We start from the raw sequence: 22,521 nt of genomic DNA, 5'->3' as shown, positions 1-22,521 counted from the left end.
GTGTATTGGGCATACATCAGTCAGGGCACCCACAGCCAGGCGGGCGCTGAGGTTCCGCCACCCGCACCGCCACGCAAAACGAGGATGGAAAAACCTCATTGCAAAACCGACTCATATTTGCCGATCTCCGGCGATGCGATCTCCGCCTCGCGGCGGAATTGCGGGCCGGCGCACCGATTTCCGGCACGCGGCCCGGCAATCCTCGATCACTCCCCGGCCGAGAACCGGTTCGTCACGGACGGTTCGAACGGTGCTCCGCGACGGCCCGTTCGACGTCCTCCGCCAGCAGGTAGTGGTTCAGCGCGATGGCGGCGGTCGTGCCCGCGCCGGCGGCGTTGAGCAGTTGGGCCGGGTTGTCGATGACGTTGCCCGCCGCCCACACCCCCGGCACGCTCGTGCGCCCGGAGGGATCGACGGAGACCCAGCCGTTCTCCCCCAGCTCGCAGCCCAAGCCCTTCAGCAACCCGTCCTGCGGCACGAACCGGGGACCGACGAACACCACCGCCCGCGGCACGACCTCGCCATCGGCCAGCTCCACGCCCCACACGCCGTTGTCGTCGGCGAGAACACCCGCCACGTCACCCTCCACGACCCGCACGCCACGGGCCGCCAACCGCTCGCGTTCCTCGTCCGCCAGGACGATCCGGTTCGGGAAGAACACCACGTCGGACGACCACTGCCGCACCAATTGCGCCTGGTGCACGGTGAACGGCCGGTTCTCGCCGCCGACGACTCCCAGCGGCAGATCCCGCACCTCGTAACCGTGGCAGTACGGACAATGCAGCACGTCGTGGCCCCACCGCTCGCGAAGCCCCGGGATGTCGGGCAGTTCGTCCCGCAGGCCGGTGGCCATCAGGACCGCCCGGGTCGTCAGTTCCCGCCCGTCGGAGGTGCGCACCACGAATCCGCGCTCCGCACCGCGTTCGACGCCCTGCACCTGGTCGCCGATGACTTCTCCCCCGTAGCGCGCCACCTCGTCGCGGCCGACCGAGTACAGCTCCGCCGCGGCCATGCCGTCCCGCGACAGGAACCCGTGCAGGTGATCGGCCGGTGCATTGCGGGGCTCACCGCCATCGACGACGGCCACCCGCCGACGGGACCGCGCGAGCACCATCCCACCGGTCAAACCGGCCGCGCCGCCCCCGATCACCACTACGTCGTAATCCATCGCGTCCATCGAACCCACCTCCGCAGCCGCGCCTGCGCCGTCCCGGCCAGGCCGGCAGCTCCATCTCTTCGATTCCGGAATTCCGCGTCGTGGCAGGGATTGGAGATCTCGTCTCCGCCGCATCGCGCGCAAGCGCCTTCCGCCCCTGTTCTCCGGGCAGGACAAGGACGTTCCGCACGACGGTGGTGACGATGATTCCGCTGGTCAGTTCCGCGAACGGCGCTCGTCGCTCTCCCCAGCACTTCCCAGGCCATGTCGCCGCAACCCCACACCGACACGGTTGAGCACCGTTGACGACAGCAGTCGGATTCGGCCGGGGCCCGGACTAGCGGGCTCAAGAATCCCCAGGTGCGCTTTCCGGCCTATCCCGCCCTCACCGGCGGTTCGCACCCTAACAAACCGCGATCACGCTCCGCGTTCGCCCCACCACCGAAAGTCTCATGGTCGACACCGGGCCGGAAACCTACACTCCGGAGGATCGGGGCGAACCGCGCGGGCGGTGCCGATTTGAGGTGTCCGATGCGAAATCCGGGAAAGATCTGGCTCGTCGGGGTGCTGGCGTCGACCGCGGTCTCCTGCTCGCAACCCGCGCCGGTCGACGAGCGGTCCGCCATCGACTTCCACCGGTGGCGTTCCGCGGCGGACTTCCAGTCCGGCAACGCCGAAGGCATCCGCGGCGACGGGGCGGGCATCCGCATCGATCAGCCGATCGGCAGCGTCGGGCATCCCGCCGCCGAAGGGGGCACGACGCGCGAGTACGAGTACGCGCGGTGGACGTCCCCGCCGCACCGCATCGGCTTCGCGGCGACCCAACTGGTCGCGTCCTGGAACGCGGCCACCCCGCCCGGGACCTGGCTGCAGGTGGAGATGCGGGGCCGGACCGGCACGGGCGCGCAAACCGGCTGGTACGTGCTGGGCCGGTGGGCGTCCGGCGATGCCGACATCCACCGCACGAGCGTCGACGGCCAGTCCGACGCCGACGGCACCGTCAACGTCGACACCTTCACCGCCGGCCCTGGGACGACGCTGTCCGAGTACCAGCTCCGCGCCACGCTGTACCGCGCTACCGGCTCTCCGGCCTCGCCGGAGCTGTCGATGGTCGGCGCGATGGCGTCGGCGGTCCCGGACCGGTTCGAGGTACCCACCTCCGGGCCCGGCGGCGCCTGGGGCGTCGAACTCCCGGTGCCGCGCTATTCCCAGAACATCCACAGTGGACACTATCCGCAGTACGGCGGTGGCGGCGAGGCGTGGTGCAGCCCCACGTCGACGGAGATGGTCATCGAGTACTGGGGAAGGCGACCGTCCGCGCAGGAACTGGCCTGGGTCGATCCGCAGCACCCCGATCCCGCCGTCGAGCACGCCGCGCGCCACACCTACGACTACGCCTACGACGGCACCGGGAACTGGCCGTTCAACACCGCGTACGCGGCCACCTACGGGCTGGAGGCGCACATCACCCGGCTGCCCTCGCTGGCCGACGCGGAACGGTACATCCGCAACGGCATTCCCGTGATCACGTCGCAATCCTTCCGCGCCGACGAGCTCGACGGCGCCGGCTACGACACCGACGGCCACATCATGGTCATCGTCGGGTTCACCGCCGACGGGGACGTCATCGCCAACGATCCCGCCTCCTCCGACAACTCGGCGGTCCGCACGATCTACCCCCGCGCCCAGTTCGAGAACGTCTGGCAACGCACGAAACGCCGCGACGCCGCCGGCAAGGTCGCCGACGCCCCCGGCGGCATCGCCTACATCATCGCCCCGCCCGGCCACGCCCCCGCGGGATGACGCTCCGGTGCCGCGCTCGGCCGGCGGCCAGTGCCCTTCAGCGAGGGCCACGCCGATGAAATTGGCCGTCAGCACCGCGTTGCTCGAGCCCGCGCGTGGTGGCCGGACCTACTCGGCGGCGGGCGATCAGCACGTGCAGGCTCAGGAAGATCCTGAGGTTCACCAGTCGCCTTCGCGCGCGTACGGGCGGCTCCACAACGCGACCTGCAGCGTCACTGCCTTGAACCAGGCCTGGTACATGCGTTCGACGTCTTCTTCGCCGTGCCCCTTCGCGCTCAAGAACGGCCGGATCGTTGCCGTGATCGGGTAGATGAAGGCGATGATGTAGTGAAGCGGCACCCGGTCGACCGCATCGACGTGGTCGGTCTGGTCCTTCTTCGCCGGGGTGTGGCGCAGCGCGATCTCTTGCTGGTAGTCGAGCCAGACGCCGTCGTACGGGCGCCTGCAGGTGTCGAGGATCCACTGCTCGAACCGCGCGCGGACCCGCTCCAGGTACTCCGAGTCCGGCGCGCCGCCGGGAGGCCCGAAGTAGGCGACCAGGTGCGGATGCGCGGCGACGTAGTCGTACCAGGTGGCCACGACGTCGCCGACCTGGTCGGCGAGGACGTCACCGGCCATGCGCAGCGCCTCGTCGTCCGAGTCGGTCCACAACAGCGTCTCCTTCAGCGCGTCCAGCTCGGCGATCGTGACCGGCGAGTGCTCGACCTGCGGCTCGCCGTAGGTGTAGCCGGGAATGCGGTGCGCGGTGCCCATCGGATGCTCCCTGTCGTCGACAACCCATCGCCCTGGGAGTACCCGGATCCCAGCGCCCTATCGCCGCGCCGAAGCCGGAGATCTACGCGGCAAGCGCACTTCGAACTCCACAATGGACGATGTCGTCGTCCGGGAACCGCACACACGGTCGAAGACCGCCCACTCCGGATCTCGCGGGGTTCGAGCCGCCGAAGTCCGGCACGGCCTGGCCCCGAGGTCGTGAGTGCTTTGGTCTGCTGTAGAGCTCCAAACCGCTCACGACCTTCTGCCCGCGGAAACGTTTGCGCTCCTCGACCGGCAGTTCGAGTCCGCTCGACTTTCGGGGTGTCGTCGGGCGTGGTGGACTGGGTGTTGCGCAGCGGTGGCAGGAGGCGCTTTCCGTCATGGCCTCGACATTCCTCTTCGTCGCCGGGGCGGTGCTGTTGATCTGCAGCGCCGAGAAGCTCATCGGGTACCTCGCCGGCGCCGCTTCCCTGCTCAGCATCTCGGTGTTCTTCCTCGCCGTCGTCTTCACCGGCATCGAGTTCGACGACATCGTCCTCGGCGTCGCGCTGAACCTCGAAGACCTCGAAGAGGTGTCGCTCGGGCTCGTGCTCGGGACCGCGATCTCGTTCACCGGAATCGTGCTCGCGCTCGCCGCGATCATCACTCCCGCCGCAGTGCGCGTCCCCCTCGACTACCTCGCCATCTTCGCGGCCGCGCCGCTGGTGCTGGCCGCGTTCGCGCTGACCGCGCCGCTCACGGCCGTCCAGGGAGTGCTGCTGCTCGGGCTCTTCGCGCTGTTCCTCGGCTACATCCTCGTGCAGGAATTCCGGCGGGAAACACCGACGTTCCGCAACACCGAGGTGTGCGGCGAAACGGCGGAGGGAAACGCCCGGCCGAGCGGGGAATCCTTCTCCGCCGAGATCCCGTTCGCCGCGGCCCGCGAACGGCCCGGCTGGGCCAACCTCGGGCTGGCGGTGCTCGCTCTCGCCGGGCTCGTCGTCGGCGCCGCGGCGATGAGCACCGGTACCAAGGACATCCTCCAGGACTACGGGATCGCGGGCACCGTGTTCGGCGCGACCATCGTCACTTTCGTGCTGACCATCGAGGACGTCTTCCTCACCGTGGAGCCGATCCGCAAGGGCGTGCCGGCGATCGGGATCGGGAACGTCATCGGGAGCCTCGTCTTCTCGGTCACGGCGAAGCTCGGCGTCATCGTGCTCTCGGGCGGCAGCATCACGGTCGGCCCGGACGTGCTCCGGTGGCACCTGCCGGTACTCGTCGCCATGACCGTCCTCGCCGCGTACTTCCTGCACACCGGCCGGTTGAAGCGGTGGCACGGTTTCGCGCTGCTCGGTTGCTACGCCGCCTACTGGGCCGTCAGCTTCGCCGTGTTCGGCGGCATTCCGGTCGAGTCGTGACGGTCAGTCCGGGTAGGCGTGGTCGATGGCGTCGAGGATGCTCCAGAGCACGTCGCACTTGAACGAAAGCGCCGCCACGGCGCGCGCCTGCTCGTCGGCGGACCGGCAGCGTTCGACCACCACCCGCAGGGCGTGCTCGGCGTCGCGAGGGGCCTGGGTCAGGCGGTCGCGGAAGTAGCCGAGGCCGTCGCGGTCGATCCAGGGGTAGCAGCGCTCGAACGCGGCGAGGCGCTCGGACATCAGATCGGGCGCGAAGAGCTCGGTCAGTGAGGACGCCACCGCCTCGGTCCACGGCCGCGTGCGGGCGAAGGTGACGTACGCGTCCACCGCGAACCGCACCCCGGGGACGAGATGACGCTCGGATCGCACCTCCTCGCGGCTCAGCCCCACCGCCTCGGCCAGGCGCAGCCACGCCTCGATGCCGCCTTCCCCGCCCGCCGTGCCGTCGTGGTCGAGGATGCGCCGGACCCAGCGGCGCCGGACCTCGCGGTCAGGGCAGTTGGCGAGGATGGCGGCGTCCTTGCGGGGAATGTTCTCCTGGTAGTAGAAGCGGTTCGCCACCCATCCCCGGATCTGCTGCCGCCCCAGCAGACCCGCGTTCATCCTGATGTGGAACGGGTGCTGGTCGTGGTAGCGCTGCGCCTGGGCGCGCAGCGCGGCGGTGAAGCCGTCGACGTCAGCGGTCACGGCGTTACCACTCCGGGCAGCTTGGTCGTGTCTTAGAAGCGGCGGTAGCCGCTTGCGGTGCGGGACTCAACTCGCACCGCCGCGGGTCCTCAGATGTCTCCTCGCGAGGACAGCCCCGACGTGGTGAATTGGCATTCATGATGTCGGGGATCCCACAGCGAGGGGGCAGCGGTAATTCCCGCAGGGGGGCCGCTACCCGCACCGCTACGCAAAACAATTTCGAAACACTCTCCCTAGTCCTGCGGCAGTGCGAAGGCGAAGAGGGCGTCGCCGTGCGGAGCTCCCAGCATCCCCGGCAGGAATCCCTCGACCCACGCGCCCCAGCCGACCGGCACCGCGACGAACTGCCTGCCGTCGACGCTGTAGGTCGTCGGGTTGCTGTGGTGGCCGCTGCCCGTCTGGAACTGCCACAGCAGCTCGCCACTGCGCGCGTCGAACGCGTTGAACTCCCCGGTCGGTTCCCCGGCGAACACCACGTCACCGGCGGTGGCCAGCACGGATCCGCACATGGGCACCTCGTTGCGCCAGCGCCACGCCTCCCGGCCGGTGGCCGGGTCGAAGGCCGACACCGAGCCCGCCATGTCACCGGAATCCACCGTGACGCTCGCGCCCCAGTAGGGGATGCTCTCCTTGAACTCCCTGCGCCGCCGCGTGACCAGGGCTCCGACGTCCTGCACCGGCACGTAGAACAGCCCCGTCCGCGGGCTGTAGGCCGCGTGCGTCCATTCCTTGCCGCCGGCCGGTCCCGGCCAGAAGCGGACCTCCACCCCCTCCTCGTCCGGGTAGATCTTGGGGGTCACCTTGCCGTCGGGTTCGATCTCGCCCCAGGTGATCCGATCCACGAACGGCGCCACCCGGACCAGTTCGCCGTTCGTGCGGTCGAGGACGAAGAAGTACCCGTTCTTGTCGAAGTGGGCCATCAGCTTCCGGTCGTCCAGCTCGAACAGGATGTGCTCCATCGTGCTGTCGTAGTCCCACAGGTCGTGCGGGTTGTACTGGTAGTGCCAGCGGATTTCGCCGTTGTCCGGGTTCACCGCGATGACGCTGTCGGTGTAGAGGTTGTCGCCCTCGCGGACGGCACCGTCGAAGTCCGGCGCCGGGTTGCCGGTACCCCAGTACATGAGGTTCAGCTCCGGGTCGTAGCTGCCGGTGACCCAGCAGTTCCCGCCGCCGCGCGTCCAGGCCGGGCCGTCCGGCCAGGTCTCGGAGCCCGGCTCGCCCGGTTTCGGCACCGTGTAGGTCCGCCAGACGTGCCGCCCGGTCTCCAGCTCGAAGGCGTCGATGTGGCCGCGCACGCCGAACTCGCCGCCGGAGCTGCCGACGACGACCAGGTCCTTCACCACCAGCGGGGCGAGCGTCGCGCTCTCCCCCGCCCGCACGTCGCCGTACGTCGCGTCCCAGACGCACCTGCCGTTGGTGGCGTCGAGCGCGAGCAGGTGGGCGTTCGGGGTCACCAAGAAGACCTTCCCCTTCGCGACCGCGACCCCGCGGTTCACGTTGCCGCAGCACAGCGACGTGTCGTACGGGACCTCGTGCTTGTACCGCCACAGCTCCTCCCCGGTCCGGGCGTCCAGCGCCCAGGCCCAGCCGTCCCAGCCGGAGACGAACATGACACCGTCCACGACGATCGGGGCGGCCTCGAAGGAGTAGGTCGACGCGCCCGCGTGCATCCCGGCGGAGCCGGACTGGAACACCCAGGCCGGCACGAGGCGCCGGACGTTCTCCGCGTTGATCTGGTCCAGCGGGCTGTACCGCTGGCCGTCGTAGGCGCCGTAGTAGGTGATCCAGTTCTGCGGCTCCGAGCGGGCCTCGAGAATGCGTTCGTACGTGACGTTCTGGACCACCGGCGGCGCAGTCCCGGCCAGGCCGCTCAGCGACGCCTGGCTCACGGCATGCCCTGCCTGCACGTATTCCGCCATCACCCGCTCCTTCCTAGGGTCGTGGCTGGGCCGGGCGGTCGAGGCGGGCGTGCTCCGGAACGTCGCCGAGAACGGCGATCACGCCGACCAGGCCGCGGCCTTCGTCGTTGCCGATGGGGGACGTGTACCAGTAGTAGCCCGGGCCGTCGAGGTTGATGCTCGCCGTGCCGCGCGACTGGACCGGCAACCAGATGAACTGCCGGTCGCCGTTGCTCGGCAGCAGCGCGCAGTGCGTGTTCTGGTCGTCGTTGACGAGCTCCAGTTCGAGGTCGCCGCCGTGCGGCAGCACGAGGATCGACGGGTCCCAGATCAGTTCGTCGACCGGGATCCGGACCCGCGCGTGCATGCGGCCTTCGGAGTCCTCCTCGGCGTGCCCGAGGCCGCCGTGGGCGACCAGCCGCCCCAGCGACGCGCCGTTCTGCTTGTCCAACCCGAGTTCGCTCACCAGTGCCGACAGCTCCCCTGAGGCGGTCGCCATCGCATTCACCTCCTAGCACCGAGGCAACGCCCGTGCACCCGGTTCACGGTGGCGGACCCCCAGCGCAGGATCGACCGCCGTCGATAAGTTCCCGGAAGGCGCGAAGGCGCGCCGGACGAACGGGACGGCCGGGAAATGCCGCAGGGCCTTCGACACCGGTTGCCTCGCGCAACCGGCATGCTCCGACCTCGCCTGGGCCACCCGACACCTCCCCGTCGCGTGGATCCCATTGCAGATGCAGGATAGCTCTGCCGCAGCGGCTTTCGTAAGCCGATCCGACGAGCGGAAACGCATTGCCACGCAAGGGGAAACGATCAGCCGCACGACCGTGACGGCTGCGGCGGGCGAGGCGAACGCGGGTGCGACCGGAAGCATTTGCGATGTTCGTCGAGCGCGCAGATGATGAAAGCGCCGTTCCGCGGAGCTTCGACGAGCTGTGGGGACGATGACCGCGAAGGCCCGGAACCGGTGGCGTCGACCGCTGGACGATCTGGGCACCGACGGCGGGCGCCATCGTCCACAGTGCACTATCGCGCCGCCGCAAGGAGAATCACGATGACCACCACCGCGATCCCCGGCCTGGACCAGGCACCGACCACCCACCGGGCCCTCGTGGCGTGGGTGCGGGAAGTGGCCGAACTGACGACCCCGCAGCAGGTGGTGTGGTGCGACGGCAGCGACGAGGAGTGGCGCCGGCTGACCACCGAGCTCGTCGCGGCAGGCACCCTGGTGCGGTTGGCGGCGAAGCCGAACTCGTTCTGGGCCGCCTCCGACCCCGGCGACGTCGCGCGCGTGGAGGACCGCACCTTCATCTGCTCGCGGCGCGAGGAGGACGCCGGGCCGACCAACAACTGGATGGACCCGGCGGCGATGAAGTCGACCATGGCGGAGCTCTACCGGGGCTGCATGCGCGGTCGCACCCTGTACGTGATCCCGTACTGCATGGGCCCGCTGGACGCCGAGGCCCCCAAGCTGGGCGTGGAGATCACCGACTCCGCCTACGTGGTGCTCTCGATGCGCGTGATGACCCGGATGGGCACCGGGGCGCTGGAGAAGTTCATCGGTCGCGACGGCGGCGAACGCGAGTTCGTCAAGGCCCTGCACTCCGTCGGGGCGCCGCTGGACCCGGGCCGGGCCGACGTGCCGTGGCCCTGCAACCCGACGAAGTACATCAGCCACTTCCCCGAGGAGCGGACGATCTGGAGCTTCGGCTCCGGCTACGGCGGGAACTCGCTGCTGGGCAAGAAGTGCTACTCGCTGCGCATCGCCTCGGCCATGGCCCGCGACGAGGGCTGGCTGGCCGAGCACATGCTCATCCTCAAGCTGACGTCGCCGCACGGCACCGTCCACTACATCGCCGCAGCGTTCCCCAGCGCGTGCGGCAAGACGAACCTGGCGATGCTGCAGCCCACCGTGCCCGGCTGGACGGCCGAAACGCTCGGCGACGACATCGCCTGGATGCGCTTCGACGACGACGGCCGGCTCCGCGCGGTCAACCCCGAGTTCGGGTTCTTCGGCGTCGCCCCGGGCACCGGCTACCACACCAATCCGGTGGCCATGCGGACCATCGAGCAGGGCAACACCATCTTCACCAACGTCGCGCTCACCGACGACGGCGACGTCTGGTGGGAAGGCATGACCGAGCAGCCCCCGGCGCACCTGACCGACTGGCGGCGCCGCGACTGGACGCCGGGCGGCGGCGAGCCGGCCGCCCACCCCAACTCCCGGTTCTGCACCCCCATCGAGCAGTGCCCGATCGTCGCCCCGGAGTGGAACGACCCCGCGGGCGTGCCGATCTCGGCGATCCTCTTCGGCGGCCGCCGGGCCACCACGATTCCGCTGGTCACCGAGTCGCGCGACTGGACGCACGGGGTGTTCATGGGCGCCACCCTGTCCTCGGAGACCACCGCCGCCGCCACCGGCGAGGTCGGCGTCGTCCGCCGTGACCCGATGGCGATGCTGCCGTTCATGGGCTACCACGCCGGCGACTACTTCGGGCACTGGCTGACCACCGGCGCACGGGCCGAGCCGGCGAAGCTGCCCAAGATCTTCCACGTCAACTGGTTCCGCCGCGGCGCGGACCGCCGCTTCCTGTGGCCGGGGTTCCGGGAGAACTCGCGGGTCCTGGCGTGGATCGTCGGCCGCGTCGAGGGCACCGCGAACGCCGCGGAGACCCCGATCGGCCTGGTCCCGGCGGCGGCCGACCTCGACCTGACCGGGCTCTCCACCGACCCGGCCGACGTCGAAGCGGCGCTCGCGGTCGACGCGGCGGAGTGGCGGGCCGAACTCCCGCTGATCGAAGAGTGGTTCGCCACCATCGGCGAAAAGGTGCCCCGCACCCTCCAGGAGCAGCTGGCCGGGCTCCGCGAACGCCTGGCCGGGAGCTGACGCGCCACTGATCCGCTGAGGACACTCGTGCACCTCCGCGCCGCCGGTGCGGGGACGCGGAGGCCGCGGTGCACCCGATCGCAACGAGTCGGATACGGGTCTTCGGCGTGCTTGACAGTCCGGGTGCGGGATTGCAGGCTTTCGATCCAAAGTTGGTTGAGTGGCTCGGCCAATGGAGGCTCGCCATGTCGAAGGGCACCGATTCCTATCGGACGCACCGCCGCCGCGCCGTCATCGCCAGCACGGTCGGCACGACGATCGAGTGGTACGACTTCTTCCTCTACGGGACCGTCGCCGCCCTGGTGTTCCCCAAGATCTTCTTCCCGGGCAGTTCCCCCAGCGCCGGCGTGCTCGAATCGTTCAGCACCTTGTTCGTGGGCTTCGCCGCGCGCCCGGTCGGCGCCGCGATCTTCGGGCACTACGGCGACCGGATCGGCCGCAAGGCCACCCTGGTCACCACGCTGCTGGTCATGGGCATCGCCACGGTGCTCATCGGCGTGCTGCCCGGGTACGCCACGCTGGGCTTCGTCGCACCCGTGCTGCTGGTCGTGCTGCGCATCGCGCAGGGCATCGGCGTCGGCGGCGAGTGGGGCGGTTCGGTGCTGATGTCCATGGAATGGGGCTCCGCGTCCCGCCGCGGCCTGATGGCGAGCCTGCCGCACGTCGGCGTGCCGCTCGGGCTGCTGCTGTCCACCGCCGCGGTGGGGGTGTCCAGCGCGGCGACCGGCGACGCGTTCGAGACCTGGGGCTGGCGGGTGCCGTTCCTGCTCAGCGTCGTCCTGATCGCGGTCGGTCTGTGGGTGCGGCTGCGGGTGCTGGAGAGCCCCGACTTCGCCGAGGTCAAGCGACAGCAGGCGGTCGAGCGGCAGCCGGTGTGGGCCGCGATCCGGAAGCACCCGAGGGAGATCCTCACCTCCGCGTTCGTGCGGCTGGCCGAGCAGGCGCCGTTCTACCTGTTCATCACGTTCGTGCTGACCTACGGCACGAAGCACCTGGAAATGCCGCGCAGCGAGCTGCTCAACGCCACGCTGGTCGCGGCCGCGGTCGGCCTGATCAGCGTTCCGCTGTTCGGCCACCTGTCGGACCTCTTCGGCCGCCGGCTCGTCTACGGCATCGGCATCGTGTGCGCCGGCCTGTACGCCTTCCCGTACTTCGCCCTGCTGGACACCAGGTCCTCGGGCCTGGTGCTGCTGGCGATCGTCGTGTCCCTGATCGTCCACGCCGTCATGTACGGCCCGCAGGCGGCGCTGATCGCGGAGAGCTTCGGCACCAACATCCGCTACAGCGGCGCCGGCCTCGGCTACCAGCTCGCCTCGGTCATCGCGGGCGGCCCCGCACCGCTGATCGCCGCGACGCTCCTGCAGTCCACCGGCTCCAGCACCGGGATCAGCTGGTACATCGTGCTCTGCGCGGTCATCTCGCTGATCGCGCTGCTGCTGATGCCCCGCCGCTCGACGCCTCCCGCCGCGTCCGCGCAGCCCGACCCGCACCACATGGAGGCATGACCGGTCGGATGTCCGCGCAGGACTCGCGATCCTCAAGCGAAACTCGGCGGCGAGCGGTGGCCCGCAGAATCCTCGTGGAGCCAGAACGTTGCGGTGTCCGGAAGGAATCAGTCCGATGTAGACGCCGGGTCACTTGATCTCGATGCGGCGCGAGGTGCTCTCCTTGCTCTTGGGCACCTTCACCGAGAGCACGCCGTCCACGAGGTTGGCCTCGATCTCGTCCGCGTCGACCTCGCCGGGCAGGCTGCCGCGGAACGAGAAGCTCCCGGTGCGCCGCATCTTGCGCCGCAGCACCCCCGTGCGCTCCTTCTCCTTCAGCTCGCCCGTGATCCACAACTCCTGGCCGCGGACCTCGACCGTGATATCGTCCCGCGCCACGCCGGGCAGATCCACATCGAACAAGTAGGCGTTCTCGGTCTCCTCCACGTCGACCATCGGCTGCCACGCGACGCCGGTCCGCGTCATGGCCCACCCGGGATCGAAGAGCTGCCCCATGCGGTCCCAGAGCTCCTCCAGCTCGCGGAACGGCTCCTGCCACGCATCCGGCGCCCCACCCCACTCCCGGCGTTCGCCGCGCCGGGCGGGCATCCGCTCAGCCATGCCGATCCCTCCCCACCACACGTGAGTCCCGACCTCGGCCTACCCGCCATCGCGCCGGCACCAAACCGCCGCCGACGGCTGACGCCGGGCGTCAGCGCTCGATCGTCGTGGTCTTCTCGGCGCCGGTGTCAGCACCGGTGTCGGCGTCGGCGTCGGCGTCGGAGGCGGGCTGCGGAGTGCGTGCGCGCTTGTGCGGCATGGCGACGTTGCTCACCCCAGAGAACCGCTCGTGCAGGCCGTGGTGCTCGGGGTGGCGCCACAGGGCGATGAAGAACACCACGGGCAGCAGGCAGACCAGCCCGAATATCGCGGCGGCCACCAGCACTTCCACCACGTGATCCCCGCTGATCAGGTCCAGCGCCAGCGACGGCACCTCGGACAAGCGGTCCAGGCCGGCCCCCATCACGCGGAACAACGCCGCCGCGGTGACCAGCACCGCCAAGCTCGTGACCACCGGGATCGGCAGCATCGGGATGGCCAGCACCGCGGCCCGCAGCAGCAGCCGCCACAGCTCGGGCCGCTTCCCGTCCGGGCCGACCAGCTTGAGCAGCAGCAGCCTCTTGCCCGGCGTGCCGCCCAGCCACCAGGGCAGCAGCACGAACCAGAGCGCCACGGCCAGCACCATGCCGAGCAGCCAGCTGGACGAGTCGAAGACCACCACGCAGAGCAGGGTGGTGAACAGCATGACGAACGGCAGCGCGCACAGGTCGATCAGCAGCGCGAGGAACCGCCTGCCCAGCGGCACCGGACGTCGTGCCAGCGCCGCGTCGTCCAGGTTGTCCAGGGTCGGCAGCCAGCGGGTCAGCGGCCCCGCGATGGCCCAGCCGATCATGGCTCCGCCGGTGTTGACGATGAGATCGTCCACATCGAACAGCCGGTACGGGCACTCGTAGACGCCCCACAGCCCGGAAAACTGGGTGAACTCGAAGAACAGCGAGGTGCCGAGGCCGATCGCCGCGGCAGCGGCGAAGTTCAGCCGGAAGTGGAAGCGCAGGTAGACGCCCAGCGGGAGCAGCAGGAGCAGGTTGAGCAGGGTTTCCAGCACCGCCGGGTTGTGGATCACCAGCGCGCTCAGGCTGACCTGTCCCTCCGCCTCCTTCCAGATGTCGGCGAAGGTGTTGCCGGGCACCAGCTGCGGATGCGCGACCCTGGGGTACTTCGCGCACACGTCGACCGACGGGCCGGGCAGCGGCACGACGGTCATGAAGAACGCGGTGAGCGAGTAGAACAGGAAGCTGTAGAAGGACAACGTCCGCCAACTGGTCATGACGCCGTGCCGGCGGTATGTCACCACCGCCGCGGGCACGAACAACACCAGGGCGAGCAGCGGGAAGACGATCACCGCGGTTTTGATCGGCAGCAGATAAGCGCTGGGCACGACGCACATCATTTCCGGAATCGGAATGACGGGTCAAATCGTGATATTCGGTCCGGAAGTCCCGGTGACCGAGGTCACCGGGAAGTCGCATCGACCCGGCGTCACACCTCGGCCAGTTGCCGGACCACCGCCTCGCCGACGGCTTTGGCGCTGCCGGGGTTCTGGCCGGTGATCAGCCGGCCGTCCTCGACGACGTAGGACTCGAACGGTTCGTCCGCGGTGCGGTAATCGGCGCCGAGCTTCGCGAGTTCTTCCTGGAGGTTGTACGGCACGGCGTCGGCGCGATTCGCCAATTCCTCTTCCGGCCACGAGAAGCCGGTGACGCGCTTGCCCCTGATCAGCGGTTCGCCGCTGGAGAGCTGGACGTTGAGCAGGCCCGTCGCGCCGTGGCAGACGGTGGAGACCACCTTGCCCGCCTCGTAGAACCGGGCCATCAGGCCCTCCAGGTCGGCGCTCTGCGGGAAGTCGAACATGACGCCGTGCCCGCCGGTCAGGTAGATCGCGTCGTAGTCGTCGAAGTCGACCTCGGAAATCCGCTTCGTGTCCTCCAGGAGATCCATGAACTCCCGGTCCCGGTAGTGCCGCTCGGTACCGAGTTCGGACAGGACTTCGTGCGACAGGCTTTCCGGATCCAGCGGGACCATCCCGCCCGCCGGACTCGCTATGTCCATCTCGAAACCGGCCCGTTCGGCGACGTCCCAGAAATGCGTCAGCTCCCCGAGCCACAAACCGGTCCGCATCCCGGCCTTCCGGTACTCCGGAACATTCGTGACGACGATGAGAATCCTGTTCTTCCTTGCCATTTCCGAATCATCCCCCCGAATTTCCGGCGCACCCCGGCGAAAGACCGATCACCGGCAGTCGAACTAAGACGAGAACCAGGCTAGCCCCGGAAAAGCCCGGTCGCGAACCGCGATCTTCGTCGTGATTTCCCGTTGTTGATTCACGCAACCGCCACCGCTCCGGATCGGAGATGTCAAGGGAGCAGGAACGCGCCCGGCAGCGCGGAGCCGCTCTGCACCGTGTCGAGGACGAACATCGTGTCGTACCGCCGGATGTTGTCGTCGCTCTTGAACAGGTCGTCGCTCAAGTCCCTGAGGTCTCGGATCGATGCGGCCGTGAGCAGCACGGCGTAGTCCCATCGGCCCGAGAGGGCGTAGCACTGCTGGACCTCCGGCAGCGCCCGGAGCCGGTCCGCGATGCGCCGGTGATGGTCGAGGGATTCCTCGACCAGGGTCAGCATGACGAGCGCCTGCGCCAAGGACGGGGCGTGCTCGGTGTTGACGAGTGGATTCCCGCGCGGCGGAGGGCTACGTGCGCAGCATGTTCTCGGGCGTCAACGCAGCCCTCGCCGATGAACGCACCGACCTGCCCGAGCTCGGTCGAGCACACGAAACCCCCGGAGGCAACAACGAGGCCCTACGAGCGAGGTGGTTCAACCCGCAGAACCGGGCCGCGCTCGGGCAGGCGCTCGAACACATCCGCCAACCCGTTGCCACCGCACGAGCGGACTAGCCCGGTGGCACGCGCGACCGCCGCTTGAGCCGTCAACTAGGCGTCGGTGCTCCGGGCGATGTCGGCCTCGATCAGCTCCGCGATCTGGTCGGGCGTGTAACCCAGGGAGGCGAGGATCCGGCGGGTGTCCGCACCTTTCTCGCGCGGCGCGGTGCGGACCTCGCCGGGCGTTCGGCCGAGTTTGATCGGGATTCCGGTGCCCCGGTAGCCGTCCCGCTCCACCACCATGTTCCGGTGCAGCACCTGCGGATCGGTCAGCGCTTCGCCCACGTCGTGCACCGGCGTCGCCGGCACGCCGCGGTCCAGCAGCCTGCGGGCCAGGTCGTGGCGGCGGTGGACGGCGATCCGCTCGATGATCAGCGGGCGCAGCTCCGCGACGTTGCGGACCCGGTCGGCGTTCGTCGCGAACCGCGCTTCTTCGGCGATGTCCGGGATGCCGAGCAGCTCCGCGAAGTGGCGGAACTGGCGGTCGTTGCCGACCCCGATGAAGATCTGGCCGTCCTCGGCCTCGAAGGTGTCGTACGGGGCGATGGAGGGGTGCGCCGATCCGGTGCGCTGCGGGAGCTTCCCGGAGACCAGCCAGCCCGGGGAATGCGGGTGCAGCAACGAAATCGCGGTGTCGAGCAGCGTGCAGTCCACCAGCTGGCCGCGCCCGGTGGCGTGCCGGTCGTGGAGCGCGAGCAGCACGCCGGAGAACGCGTAGATCCCGGTCACCATGTCCACAATGGGCACTCCGACGCGCAGCGGCGGCCCGGACGGTTCGCCGTTGATGCTCATCAGCCCGCCGTAGGCCTGCAGGATCGCGTCGTAGCCGGGCATGCCGCCCATCGGCCCGTCGACGCCGAAACCGGTGATGCGGCAGTGGATCAGGCGGGGGCAGCGCTCCGCGATCGCCTCGTCGGAGAAGCCCCACTTGGCCAGCGTGCCCGCCTTGAAGTTCTCCACCACGACGTCCGCGTCCCGCAGCAGTTCGTCGAGCACCCGCTGCCCGCCCGGCGAGGCGAAGTCCAGGCAGATGTTGTTCTTGTTGCGGTTGATCCCCGTGTGGTAGGCGCTCATGGTCTCGCTGACGAACGGCGGCCCCCAGGTGCGCGTGTCGTCGCCCGCGGGCGGCTCGACCTTGATCACCTCGGCGCCGTGGTCGGCCAGCATCTGGGTGCACAGCGGACCGGCGAGGATGCGCGACAGGTCGAGGACGCGAACGCCGCGGAGGCTGCCGTTCGGAGCGGTCATGGGCGAAGATCCCCGTTTCGATCAGTGGTTGCGGAACTTCCTGCGCACAAGGCGACCCCGGCGCGTTCTCAGTAGGACTTGGGTAGGCCGAGGACGTGGTTGGACACGTAGTTCAGGACCATTTCCTGGCTGACCGGGGCGAGGCGGAGGATGCGCGACTCCCGGAAGTACCGCTCCACGTGGTACTCGCGGGCGTAGCCCATGCCGCCGTGGGTCTGGATCGCCTGGTCGGCCGCCTGGAAGCCGGCGTCGGCGCACAGCCACTTGGCCATGTTCGCCTCCCGCCCGCAGGACAGGCCCTGGTCGTAGCGCCACGCCGCGTTGCGGGCCATCAGCTCGGCCGCGTCGAGCCGGGTCGCCGCCTCGGCGAGCGGGAACGCGATGCCCTGGTTCTGGCCGATGGGCCGGTCGAAGACGACGCGTTCCTTCGCGTAGCGCACCGCGCGGTCGAGCGCGGCCCGGCCGATGCCCAGCGCCTCGTGGGCCAGCAGGATCCGCTCCGGGTTGAGGCCGTCGAGCAGGTACTTGAAGCCCTGCCCCTCGGCGCCGACGCGGGCGCTCTCGGGCACGAACAGGTCGTCGATGACGACCTCGTAGGAGGAGACCGCGTTGCGGCCCAGCTTGGGGATCGGGCTCAGGTGCACGTGCCCGGGGTCGATGTCGATGAGGAACAGCGACATCCCGTCGGTCGCGCGGTCGACCTCCTCGCGCCGGGTGGTGCGGGCGATCAGCACCATCTTCTGCGAGTCGCCCGCCTTGGTGATCCACACCTTGCGGCCGTTGATGACGTAGCCGCCGGGCACGGGCTTGGCGAACGTGGAGATCCGGGTCGTGTCGGTGCCCGCGTCGGGCTCGGTGACGCCGAAGCAGACGTGCAGCGAACCCTCGGCCGCCGCCGGGAGGACCTCCTTGCGCAGTTCCTCGCTGCCGTGCTTGACGATCGTGTTGAGGCCGAAGATCGTCAGGTGCATGGTGCTGCAGCCGTTCATCCCGGCGCCCGAGGCGGCCACCTCTTCCAGCAGCAGCGCCGCTTCGAGGATGCCGAGCCCGCCACCGCCGTACTCCTCGGGGATGGCGATGCCCAGCCAGCCGCCCTCGGCGAAGGCGTTGTAGAAGTCCCACGGGAACTCGTTGTTCGCGTCGCGCTCGGCCCAGTACTCGTCGGGGAAGCTGCGCGCCAGTTCGCGCGCGCCCGCCCGCAGGGACTGCTGGTCCGGGGTCAGTTCGAAGTGCATGGCGCTTTCCTTTCCGGCGTGCCTGGTGCCCGTACCAGCGGCGACACGTCGACCAACCCGGGCCGCGGACCGGCCACGCGATCGATCTGTTCCTAAATACGAACAACTAATCCAGCTATCGGGACACGATGATCGACCGGCACCCGGTCTGTCAACCGTCGGATCGCGGCCTCGAAGCGCATGAAGATCGACGAAACCCAGCACAAATCAGGAGTCGGGCGACTACCCGCGGCGAACCGCTTGACAGTGACCCGGTTCACTTCCTAGATTCGCCGCAGTTCCTATATCCGAACAACACACATCGCGATCGACCACGCATCGACGACCACCCGTCAAGAGGGACCCAAGCAATGACGCTGCACAATGGCGCGACGGCTCGTCCCGAGCCGTCCTCCCGCAAGGCCGTCGGACCCGCCGTAGTGATCGGATCCGCCCTCGAGTGGTTCGACTTCTACCTCTACGCCTCGATGGCCGCCCTGGTGTTCGGGCGCCTGTTCTTCCCGGCGAGCAACCCCACCACCGCCACCCTGGCGGCGATGGCGACCTTCGCGGTCGGCTTCCTCGCCCGCCCGTTCGGCGGCATCATCTTCGGGATCCTCGGCGACAAGTACGGGCGCAAGATCGTGCTGTCGGCGACGTTCCTGCTGATGGGCATCTCCTCCGGGCTGATCGGCCTGCTGCCGACCTACTCCTCGGCCGGCATCGCCGCGCCGATCCTGCTGGTGGTCCTGCGCCTGCTGCAGGGCCTCGGCGCGGGCGCCGAACTGGGCAGCGCGATCGCGGTGGCCTACGAGCACGCCGACGAGAAGTCGCGCGGCCGGCTGGGCTCGTGGCCGGCACTGGGCGTCAACATCGGGCTGTTCGTCTCGTCGCTCACCGTGACGGTGCTGACGAGCTTCGGCAACGAGTTCCTCTACGACTGGGGCTGGCGCATCCCGTTCATCGCCAGCTTCCTGCTCGTCGCGCTCGGCTTCTGGGTGCGCCGCCAGATGCCCGAGACGCCGGAGTTCGAGAAGATCGCGCGCGACACCTCGGCCCGCAAGAAGGCCAAGCCGCTGCGCTCGCTGATCAAGTCGGACTGGCGCGGCCTGGCCGTGGTCATGGCGATCACCATCGGCTACAACGGCGTCAGCTACATCTTCAAGACGTTCTCGCTGTCCTACCTCAGCGAGTTCCGCGACGTCGCGGCCAACGTCGGCGCGTTCGGCATCTCGCTGGCCAGCGCGTGCGCGATCCTCACCGTGCCCATCGCGGGCCGCATCTGCGACTCGGTGGGCGCCAAGAAGGTGATCGTCACCGGCGCGATCGCCACGGCGGCGCTGGCGTTCCCGTTCTTCTGGCTGCTCGACTCGGGTCAGAGCCTCTACATCTGGATCGCGCTGATCCTCGCCACCGGCGTGGTGGTGCCCGCGATGCTGGCCGCGCAGGGCGCGTTCCTCTCCCAGCAGTTCCCCACCAAGGTGCGGGTGTCCGGCCTCGGCACCGGCCGGGAGGTCGGCGGGGCCTTCTCCGGCGGCCTCGCCCCGCTCGCGGCGCTGGCGCTGGTGACGGCGTCGCCCACGCACGCCACCTGGGGAGTCTCGCTGCTGTTCGTCGCCGGGGCGCTGTTCATCGGCGTGGGCGCGCTGTTCGACCAGACGAAGAGGGCCGAGGCGGCCGAACCCGCGCCCACCGAGGAAGCCGTCCGATCCTGACCGTCCTGGGACTGCCCGATCCGCGGTCCCAGGCCCCATCCGCCGCCCGGCACCTCGCCGGGCGGCGTTTTCGCGCGAAAACGGCGCTCCCACACGGCCGCGCCGTCTCGTGAACGCTGGCGACAATTTTTTCCGATCACGCATTTTTGCGTGGCTCGCAAAATTCCAGTAGCGTGGTCGTCATGGGTGCAGAGGAGCACGAGCGGCCGGGCTTGCGGGAGCGCAAGAAGCAGGAGACCCGCCTCGCCCTGAGCTGGGCGGCCATCCGCCTCGCCGTGGAGCGGGGATTCGACAACGTGCGCGTCGAGGACATCGCCGCCGAGGTCGGCGTATCCCCGCGCACCTTCAACAACTACTTCGCCGGCAAGGGCGAGGCCATCGCCGCGCGACACCTGGAACGGGCCCGCCAGATCTCGGTGGAACTGCGCGCGCGGCCGGAATCCGAGCCGCTGTGGGAGGCCATCACCAACGCCGCGATGGCCCGCTTCTCCCTGGGGCAGGGCACCGGCGAGGACCAACCGGACCGGCAGTGGGTCGACGGCGTTCGGCTGATGATTTCCGAACCTGCGCTGCAGGGCGAGTTCATCAGGGCCAACGCCACGGCCGAGGCCGAGCTCGCCGCCGCCATCGCCGAGCGCACCGGCACCGACCCGGCGCGCGACATCTACCCGCGGTTGGTGGCCGGAGCCGTCGGAGTCGCGATCGCCGCATCCATCGAGCACTGGCTGAGCGCCGAAGAGCCCACCCCGATGGCTCCGGTGCTGCGCGACGCGTTCCAGCAGCTCGCCAACGGACTGCCCGTTCCCTGACAACCCCACAACCGGACAACCCGGCGCCGCCGGGTCGATCGACCATGCCTTTTTCCGCCACAACAAGGAGAAAACTCGTGATCGACGATGTCGTGATCGCGGGCGCCGGCCCGAACGGGCTGATGCTGGCCTGCGAGCTGAGCCTGGCCGGAACGAAGCCGCTGGTGCTTGAACGCCTCCCGGAGCGCGCGACCGCGCAGCGGGCCAACGGCCTGGTCGGGCAGGTGGTGCGGATGCTCGACCGCCGGGGCCTGCACCAGCGCTTCAGCGGGAGCCCCGAGCCGCCGCAACCCGCTCCGGTGTTCGTGTTCGGCGCGATGCCGCTGGACCTGAGCGCCATCGAGGACAACCCGATGTACCTGATGCAGATGCCGCAACGCCGCATCGAGCAGGTCCTGGAAGAACGCGCCGTCGAGCTCGGTGTGGAAATCCGCTGGGGGCACGAACTCGTCGGGCTGGCCCAGGACGACGATGCGGTCGCCATCGACGTCGCCGGGCCGGACGGCCACTACAGGCTGCGCGCCCGCTACCTGGTCGGTGCGGACGGCGGGCACAGCCCGACGCGCAAGCTCTCCGGCATCGGTTTCTCCGGTGTCACCAAGGAGAACGTCGTTTCGCGCCTCGCGCACGTCAGCATTCCGAGCTCGCTGGTCGATCCGGCGACGGGCGGCCTGGACGTCCCCGACTACGGCGTCATCCCGCCGTTCATGCACCACCGCACCGAGCGAGGAGTGCTGGCGTACGCACCGTTCCTCGACGGCCGAACGGCCTTGTCCACAATGGAGTGGGGCTCGGCAGCGGCCGACGAAACCGCGCTGACGCTGGACGAACTGCGCGCGAGCGCACGCCGGGTGCTCGGGGTGGACCTGCCGCTGGAGCCGCCGGAAGGCGACGGCCCGCACCTCACGCGCCGGTTGACGGGCGGCAACACCCGGCTGGCGGACCGGTACCGGGACCGGCGGGTGCTGCTGGTCGGCGATGCCGCCCACGTGCATTCGGCGATCGGCGGCCCCGGCCTGAACCTGGGCCTGCAGGACACCGCGAACCTGGGCTGGAAGCTCGCCGCCGAGCTGCAGGGCTGGGCGCCGCCCGGCTTGCTGGACAGCTACGAGGCCGAGCGGCGGCCGGTGGCCCGGCGAGTGGTCATGCACACCCAGGCCCAGTCGGCGCTGCTCGCGCCCGGTGGCGAGACCACCGCACTGCGGGAACTCTTCGGCGAGCTCCTCCACGAGCCGCGCAACATCAAGCACATCGCGGACATGATGGCGGGCGCGGACATCCGCTACGAGATGGGCACCAGCGCAACGCACCCGCTGATCGGCCGGTGGGCGCCCGACCTGCTGATCGACACCGGGACCGGCAGCGTCCGGCTCGCCGAGCTGACCGCGAACGCCCGGCCGCTCCTGCTGGACATGACCGAAGGCGCCGGGCTGTCCGAAGACCTCGCGGGCTGGACCGACCGGGTGGAGGCGGTCAGCGGCCGCGCCGGGACTTCGCCGACCGCGATGCTGCTGCGGCCGGACGGCTACGTCGCCTGGGCGTCGAGTTCGGCGCAACCGGACGCCCAGGAGCGACGCAGCCTCCGCGAGGCCCTGACCACGTGGTTCGGCCCCGGTTCGCCTTAGGGGTTCAGAATGCGGCGTGCGCCGCATGAAGTGTGGGACTCAGCTCGCACCGCCGCGGGTTCTCAGACAGCGCCCACCCCGTCGGGGTTCTTGGCGAGGACAGCCCCAGCGCCGTGTATTGGTCATACATAAGTCGGGGATCCCGGAGTCCAGACGGCGTCTGTAATTCCCGCAGGGGGCCGCTACCCGCACCGCCACGCAAGCCCCATTCTGAAAAAATCCCTTAGGGATTGCCGGGAAATAACTTGATCTTTTAGCTTGATATCGATCATCATGGGGTATGGCGGTTGCGGTAGAGGTCGAGCGGTCACTGGCGGCGAAGTTCGCGACGTTGTTGCCG

General features: G+C 69.4%; 19 protein-coding genes. 8 read left to right on the top strand and 11 right to left on the bottom strand.

Going from position 1 to position 22,521, the window contains the following annotated elements; translation table 11 throughout:
• Nucleotides 1-232: 232 nt before the first annotated feature.
• Entirely contained in the window at nt 233-1,177 is a 945-nt protein-coding gene (locus tag AC07FN_RS32480) for an NAD(P)/FAD-dependent oxidoreductase (protein WP_478399054.1), read from the bottom strand.
• A gap of 510 nt (nt 1,178-1,687) precedes the next feature.
• Here AC07FN_RS32480 and AC07FN_RS32475 point away from each other — a divergent pair.
• Nucleotides 1,688-2,959, top strand: coding sequence for a C39 family peptidase (locus AC07FN_RS32475; protein ID WP_478399053.1), 1,272 nt, complete (start codon nt 1,688-1,690; stop codon nt 2,957-2,959).
• Nucleotides 2,960-3,118: 159 nt separating this feature from the next.
• On the opposite strand, the gene AC07FN_RS32470 is transcribed toward AC07FN_RS32475, so the two are convergent.
• The gene (locus AC07FN_RS32470) at nt 3,119-3,712 is read right to left on the bottom strand and encodes a protoglobin domain-containing protein (RefSeq protein WP_452616786.1); all 594 of its coding nucleotides are present in this window, start codon (nt 3,710-3,712) and stop codon (nt 3,119-3,121) included.
• Between the two features lie 383 nt (nt 3,713-4,095).
• Here AC07FN_RS32470 and AC07FN_RS32465 point away from each other — a divergent pair, with 383 nt between their 5' ends.
• On the top strand, nt 4,096-5,115 hold the full coding sequence (locus tag AC07FN_RS32465) for a sodium:calcium antiporter (RefSeq protein WP_478399052.1): 1,020 nt from the start codon (nt 4,096-4,098) through the stop codon (nt 5,113-5,115).
• Nucleotides 5,116-5,118: 3 nt separating this feature from the next.
• On the opposite strand, the gene pqqC is transcribed toward AC07FN_RS32465, so the two are convergent.
• The 3 genes from pqqC to AC07FN_RS32450 all read right to left on the bottom strand — a co-directional run bounded on the left by pqqC (nt 5,119) and on the right by AC07FN_RS32450 (nt 8,199).
• Nucleotides 5,119-5,802 (bottom strand): pyrroloquinoline-quinone synthase PqqC, encoded by a 684-nt coding sequence (pqqC, locus tag AC07FN_RS32460; RefSeq protein ID WP_478399051.1) that lies wholly within the window; start codon nt 5,800-5,802, stop codon nt 5,119-5,121.
• A gap of 233 nt (nt 5,803-6,035) precedes the next feature.
• Nucleotides 6,036-7,721 carry a PQQ-dependent dehydrogenase, methanol/ethanol family gene (locus AC07FN_RS32455; protein ID WP_478399050.1) on the bottom strand — a complete coding sequence of 562 codons (1,686 nt, stop codon included), beginning with the start codon at nt 7,719-7,721 and terminating at the stop codon, nt 6,036-6,038.
• A 13-nt stretch (nt 7,722-7,734) separates the two neighbouring features.
• Entirely contained in the window at nt 7,735-8,199 is a 465-nt protein-coding gene (locus tag AC07FN_RS32450) for an MSMEG_3727 family PQQ-associated protein (protein WP_478399049.1), read from the bottom strand.
• 555 nt (nt 8,200-8,754) lie between these two features.
• Between AC07FN_RS32450 and AC07FN_RS32445 the strand changes: the two genes are divergently transcribed.
• Nucleotides 8,755-10,587 carry a phosphoenolpyruvate carboxykinase (GTP) gene (locus tag AC07FN_RS32445; protein ID WP_478399048.1) on the top strand — a complete coding sequence of 611 codons (1,833 nt, stop codon included), beginning with the start codon at nt 8,755-8,757 and terminating at the stop codon, nt 10,585-10,587.
• A 185-nt stretch (nt 10,588-10,772) separates the two neighbouring features.
• A complete protein-coding gene (locus AC07FN_RS32440; RefSeq protein ID WP_478399047.1) occupies nt 10,773-12,092 on the top strand; it encodes an MFS transporter in 1,320 nt (439 codons plus the stop codon).
• Between the two features lie 129 nt (nt 12,093-12,221).
• Here AC07FN_RS32440 and AC07FN_RS32435 read toward each other — a convergent pair whose 3' ends face one another.
• The 4 genes from AC07FN_RS32435 to AC07FN_RS32420 all read right to left on the bottom strand — a co-directional run bounded on the left by AC07FN_RS32435 (nt 12,222) and on the right by AC07FN_RS32420 (nt 15,331).
• Nucleotides 12,222-12,692, bottom strand: a complete 471-nt coding sequence (locus tag AC07FN_RS32435) for an Hsp20/alpha crystallin family protein (protein ID WP_478399046.1) — start codon at nt 12,690-12,692, stop codon at nt 12,222-12,224.
• A 91-nt stretch (nt 12,693-12,783) separates the two neighbouring features.
• Nucleotides 12,784-14,082, bottom strand: coding sequence for a VanZ family protein (locus AC07FN_RS32430; protein WP_478399045.1), 1,299 nt, complete (start codon nt 14,080-14,082; stop codon nt 12,784-12,786).
• A gap of 89 nt (nt 14,083-14,171) precedes the next feature.
• The gene (locus tag AC07FN_RS32425) at nt 14,172-14,873 is read right to left on the bottom strand and encodes a type 1 glutamine amidotransferase domain-containing protein (protein ID WP_478399044.1); all 702 of its coding nucleotides are present in this window, start codon (nt 14,871-14,873) and stop codon (nt 14,172-14,174) included.
• A gap of 173 nt (nt 14,874-15,046) precedes the next feature.
• A complete protein-coding gene (locus tag AC07FN_RS32420) occupies nt 15,047-15,331 on the bottom strand; it encodes an Lrp/AsnC family transcriptional regulator (RefSeq protein WP_478399043.1) in 285 nt (94 codons plus the stop codon).
• A 26-nt stretch (nt 15,332-15,357) separates the two neighbouring features.
• On the opposite strand from AC07FN_RS32420, the gene AC07FN_RS32415 reads away from it, so the two are divergent.
• On the top strand, nt 15,358-15,585 hold the full coding sequence (locus AC07FN_RS32415) for a hypothetical protein (RefSeq protein ID WP_478399042.1): 228 nt from the start codon (nt 15,358-15,360) through the stop codon (nt 15,583-15,585).
• 36 nt (nt 15,586-15,621) lie between these two features.
• On the opposite strand, the gene AC07FN_RS32410 is transcribed toward AC07FN_RS32415, so the two are convergent.
• Both AC07FN_RS32410 and AC07FN_RS32405 read right to left on the bottom strand, forming a co-directional pair.
• A complete protein-coding gene (locus tag AC07FN_RS32410) occupies nt 15,622-16,818 on the bottom strand; it encodes a CaiB/BaiF CoA transferase family protein (RefSeq protein ID WP_478399041.1) in 1,197 nt (398 codons plus the stop codon).
• Nucleotides 16,819-16,886: 68 nt separating this feature from the next.
• Nucleotides 16,887-18,053 carry an acyl-CoA dehydrogenase family protein gene (locus AC07FN_RS32405; protein WP_478399040.1) on the bottom strand — a complete coding sequence of 389 codons (1,167 nt, stop codon included), beginning with the start codon at nt 18,051-18,053 and terminating at the stop codon, nt 16,887-16,889.
• A gap of 350 nt (nt 18,054-18,403) precedes the next feature.
• Between AC07FN_RS32405 and AC07FN_RS32400 the strand changes: the two genes are divergently transcribed.
• From AC07FN_RS32400 to AC07FN_RS32390, 3 genes are all read left to right on the top strand, one after another.
• Entirely contained in the window at nt 18,404-19,747 is a 1,344-nt protein-coding gene (locus AC07FN_RS32400) for an MFS transporter (RefSeq protein ID WP_478399039.1), read from the top strand.
• Between the two features lie 182 nt (nt 19,748-19,929).
• Nucleotides 19,930-20,556 carry an acyl-CoA-like ligand-binding transcription factor gene (locus AC07FN_RS32395; protein WP_478399038.1) on the top strand — a complete coding sequence of 209 codons (627 nt, stop codon included), beginning with the start codon at nt 19,930-19,932 and terminating at the stop codon, nt 20,554-20,556.
• An 80-nt stretch (nt 20,557-20,636) separates the two neighbouring features.
• Nucleotides 20,637-22,181, top strand: a complete 1,545-nt coding sequence (locus AC07FN_RS32390; protein ID WP_478399094.1) for an FAD-dependent monooxygenase — start codon at nt 20,637-20,639, stop codon at nt 22,179-22,181.
• The last annotated feature ends 340 nt before the right edge of the window (nt 22,182-22,521 follow it).

Source organism: Saccharopolyspora sp. NPDC045941 (assembly GCF_056431445.1).
This window is presented reverse-complemented; position numbering and strand designations above follow the sequence as displayed.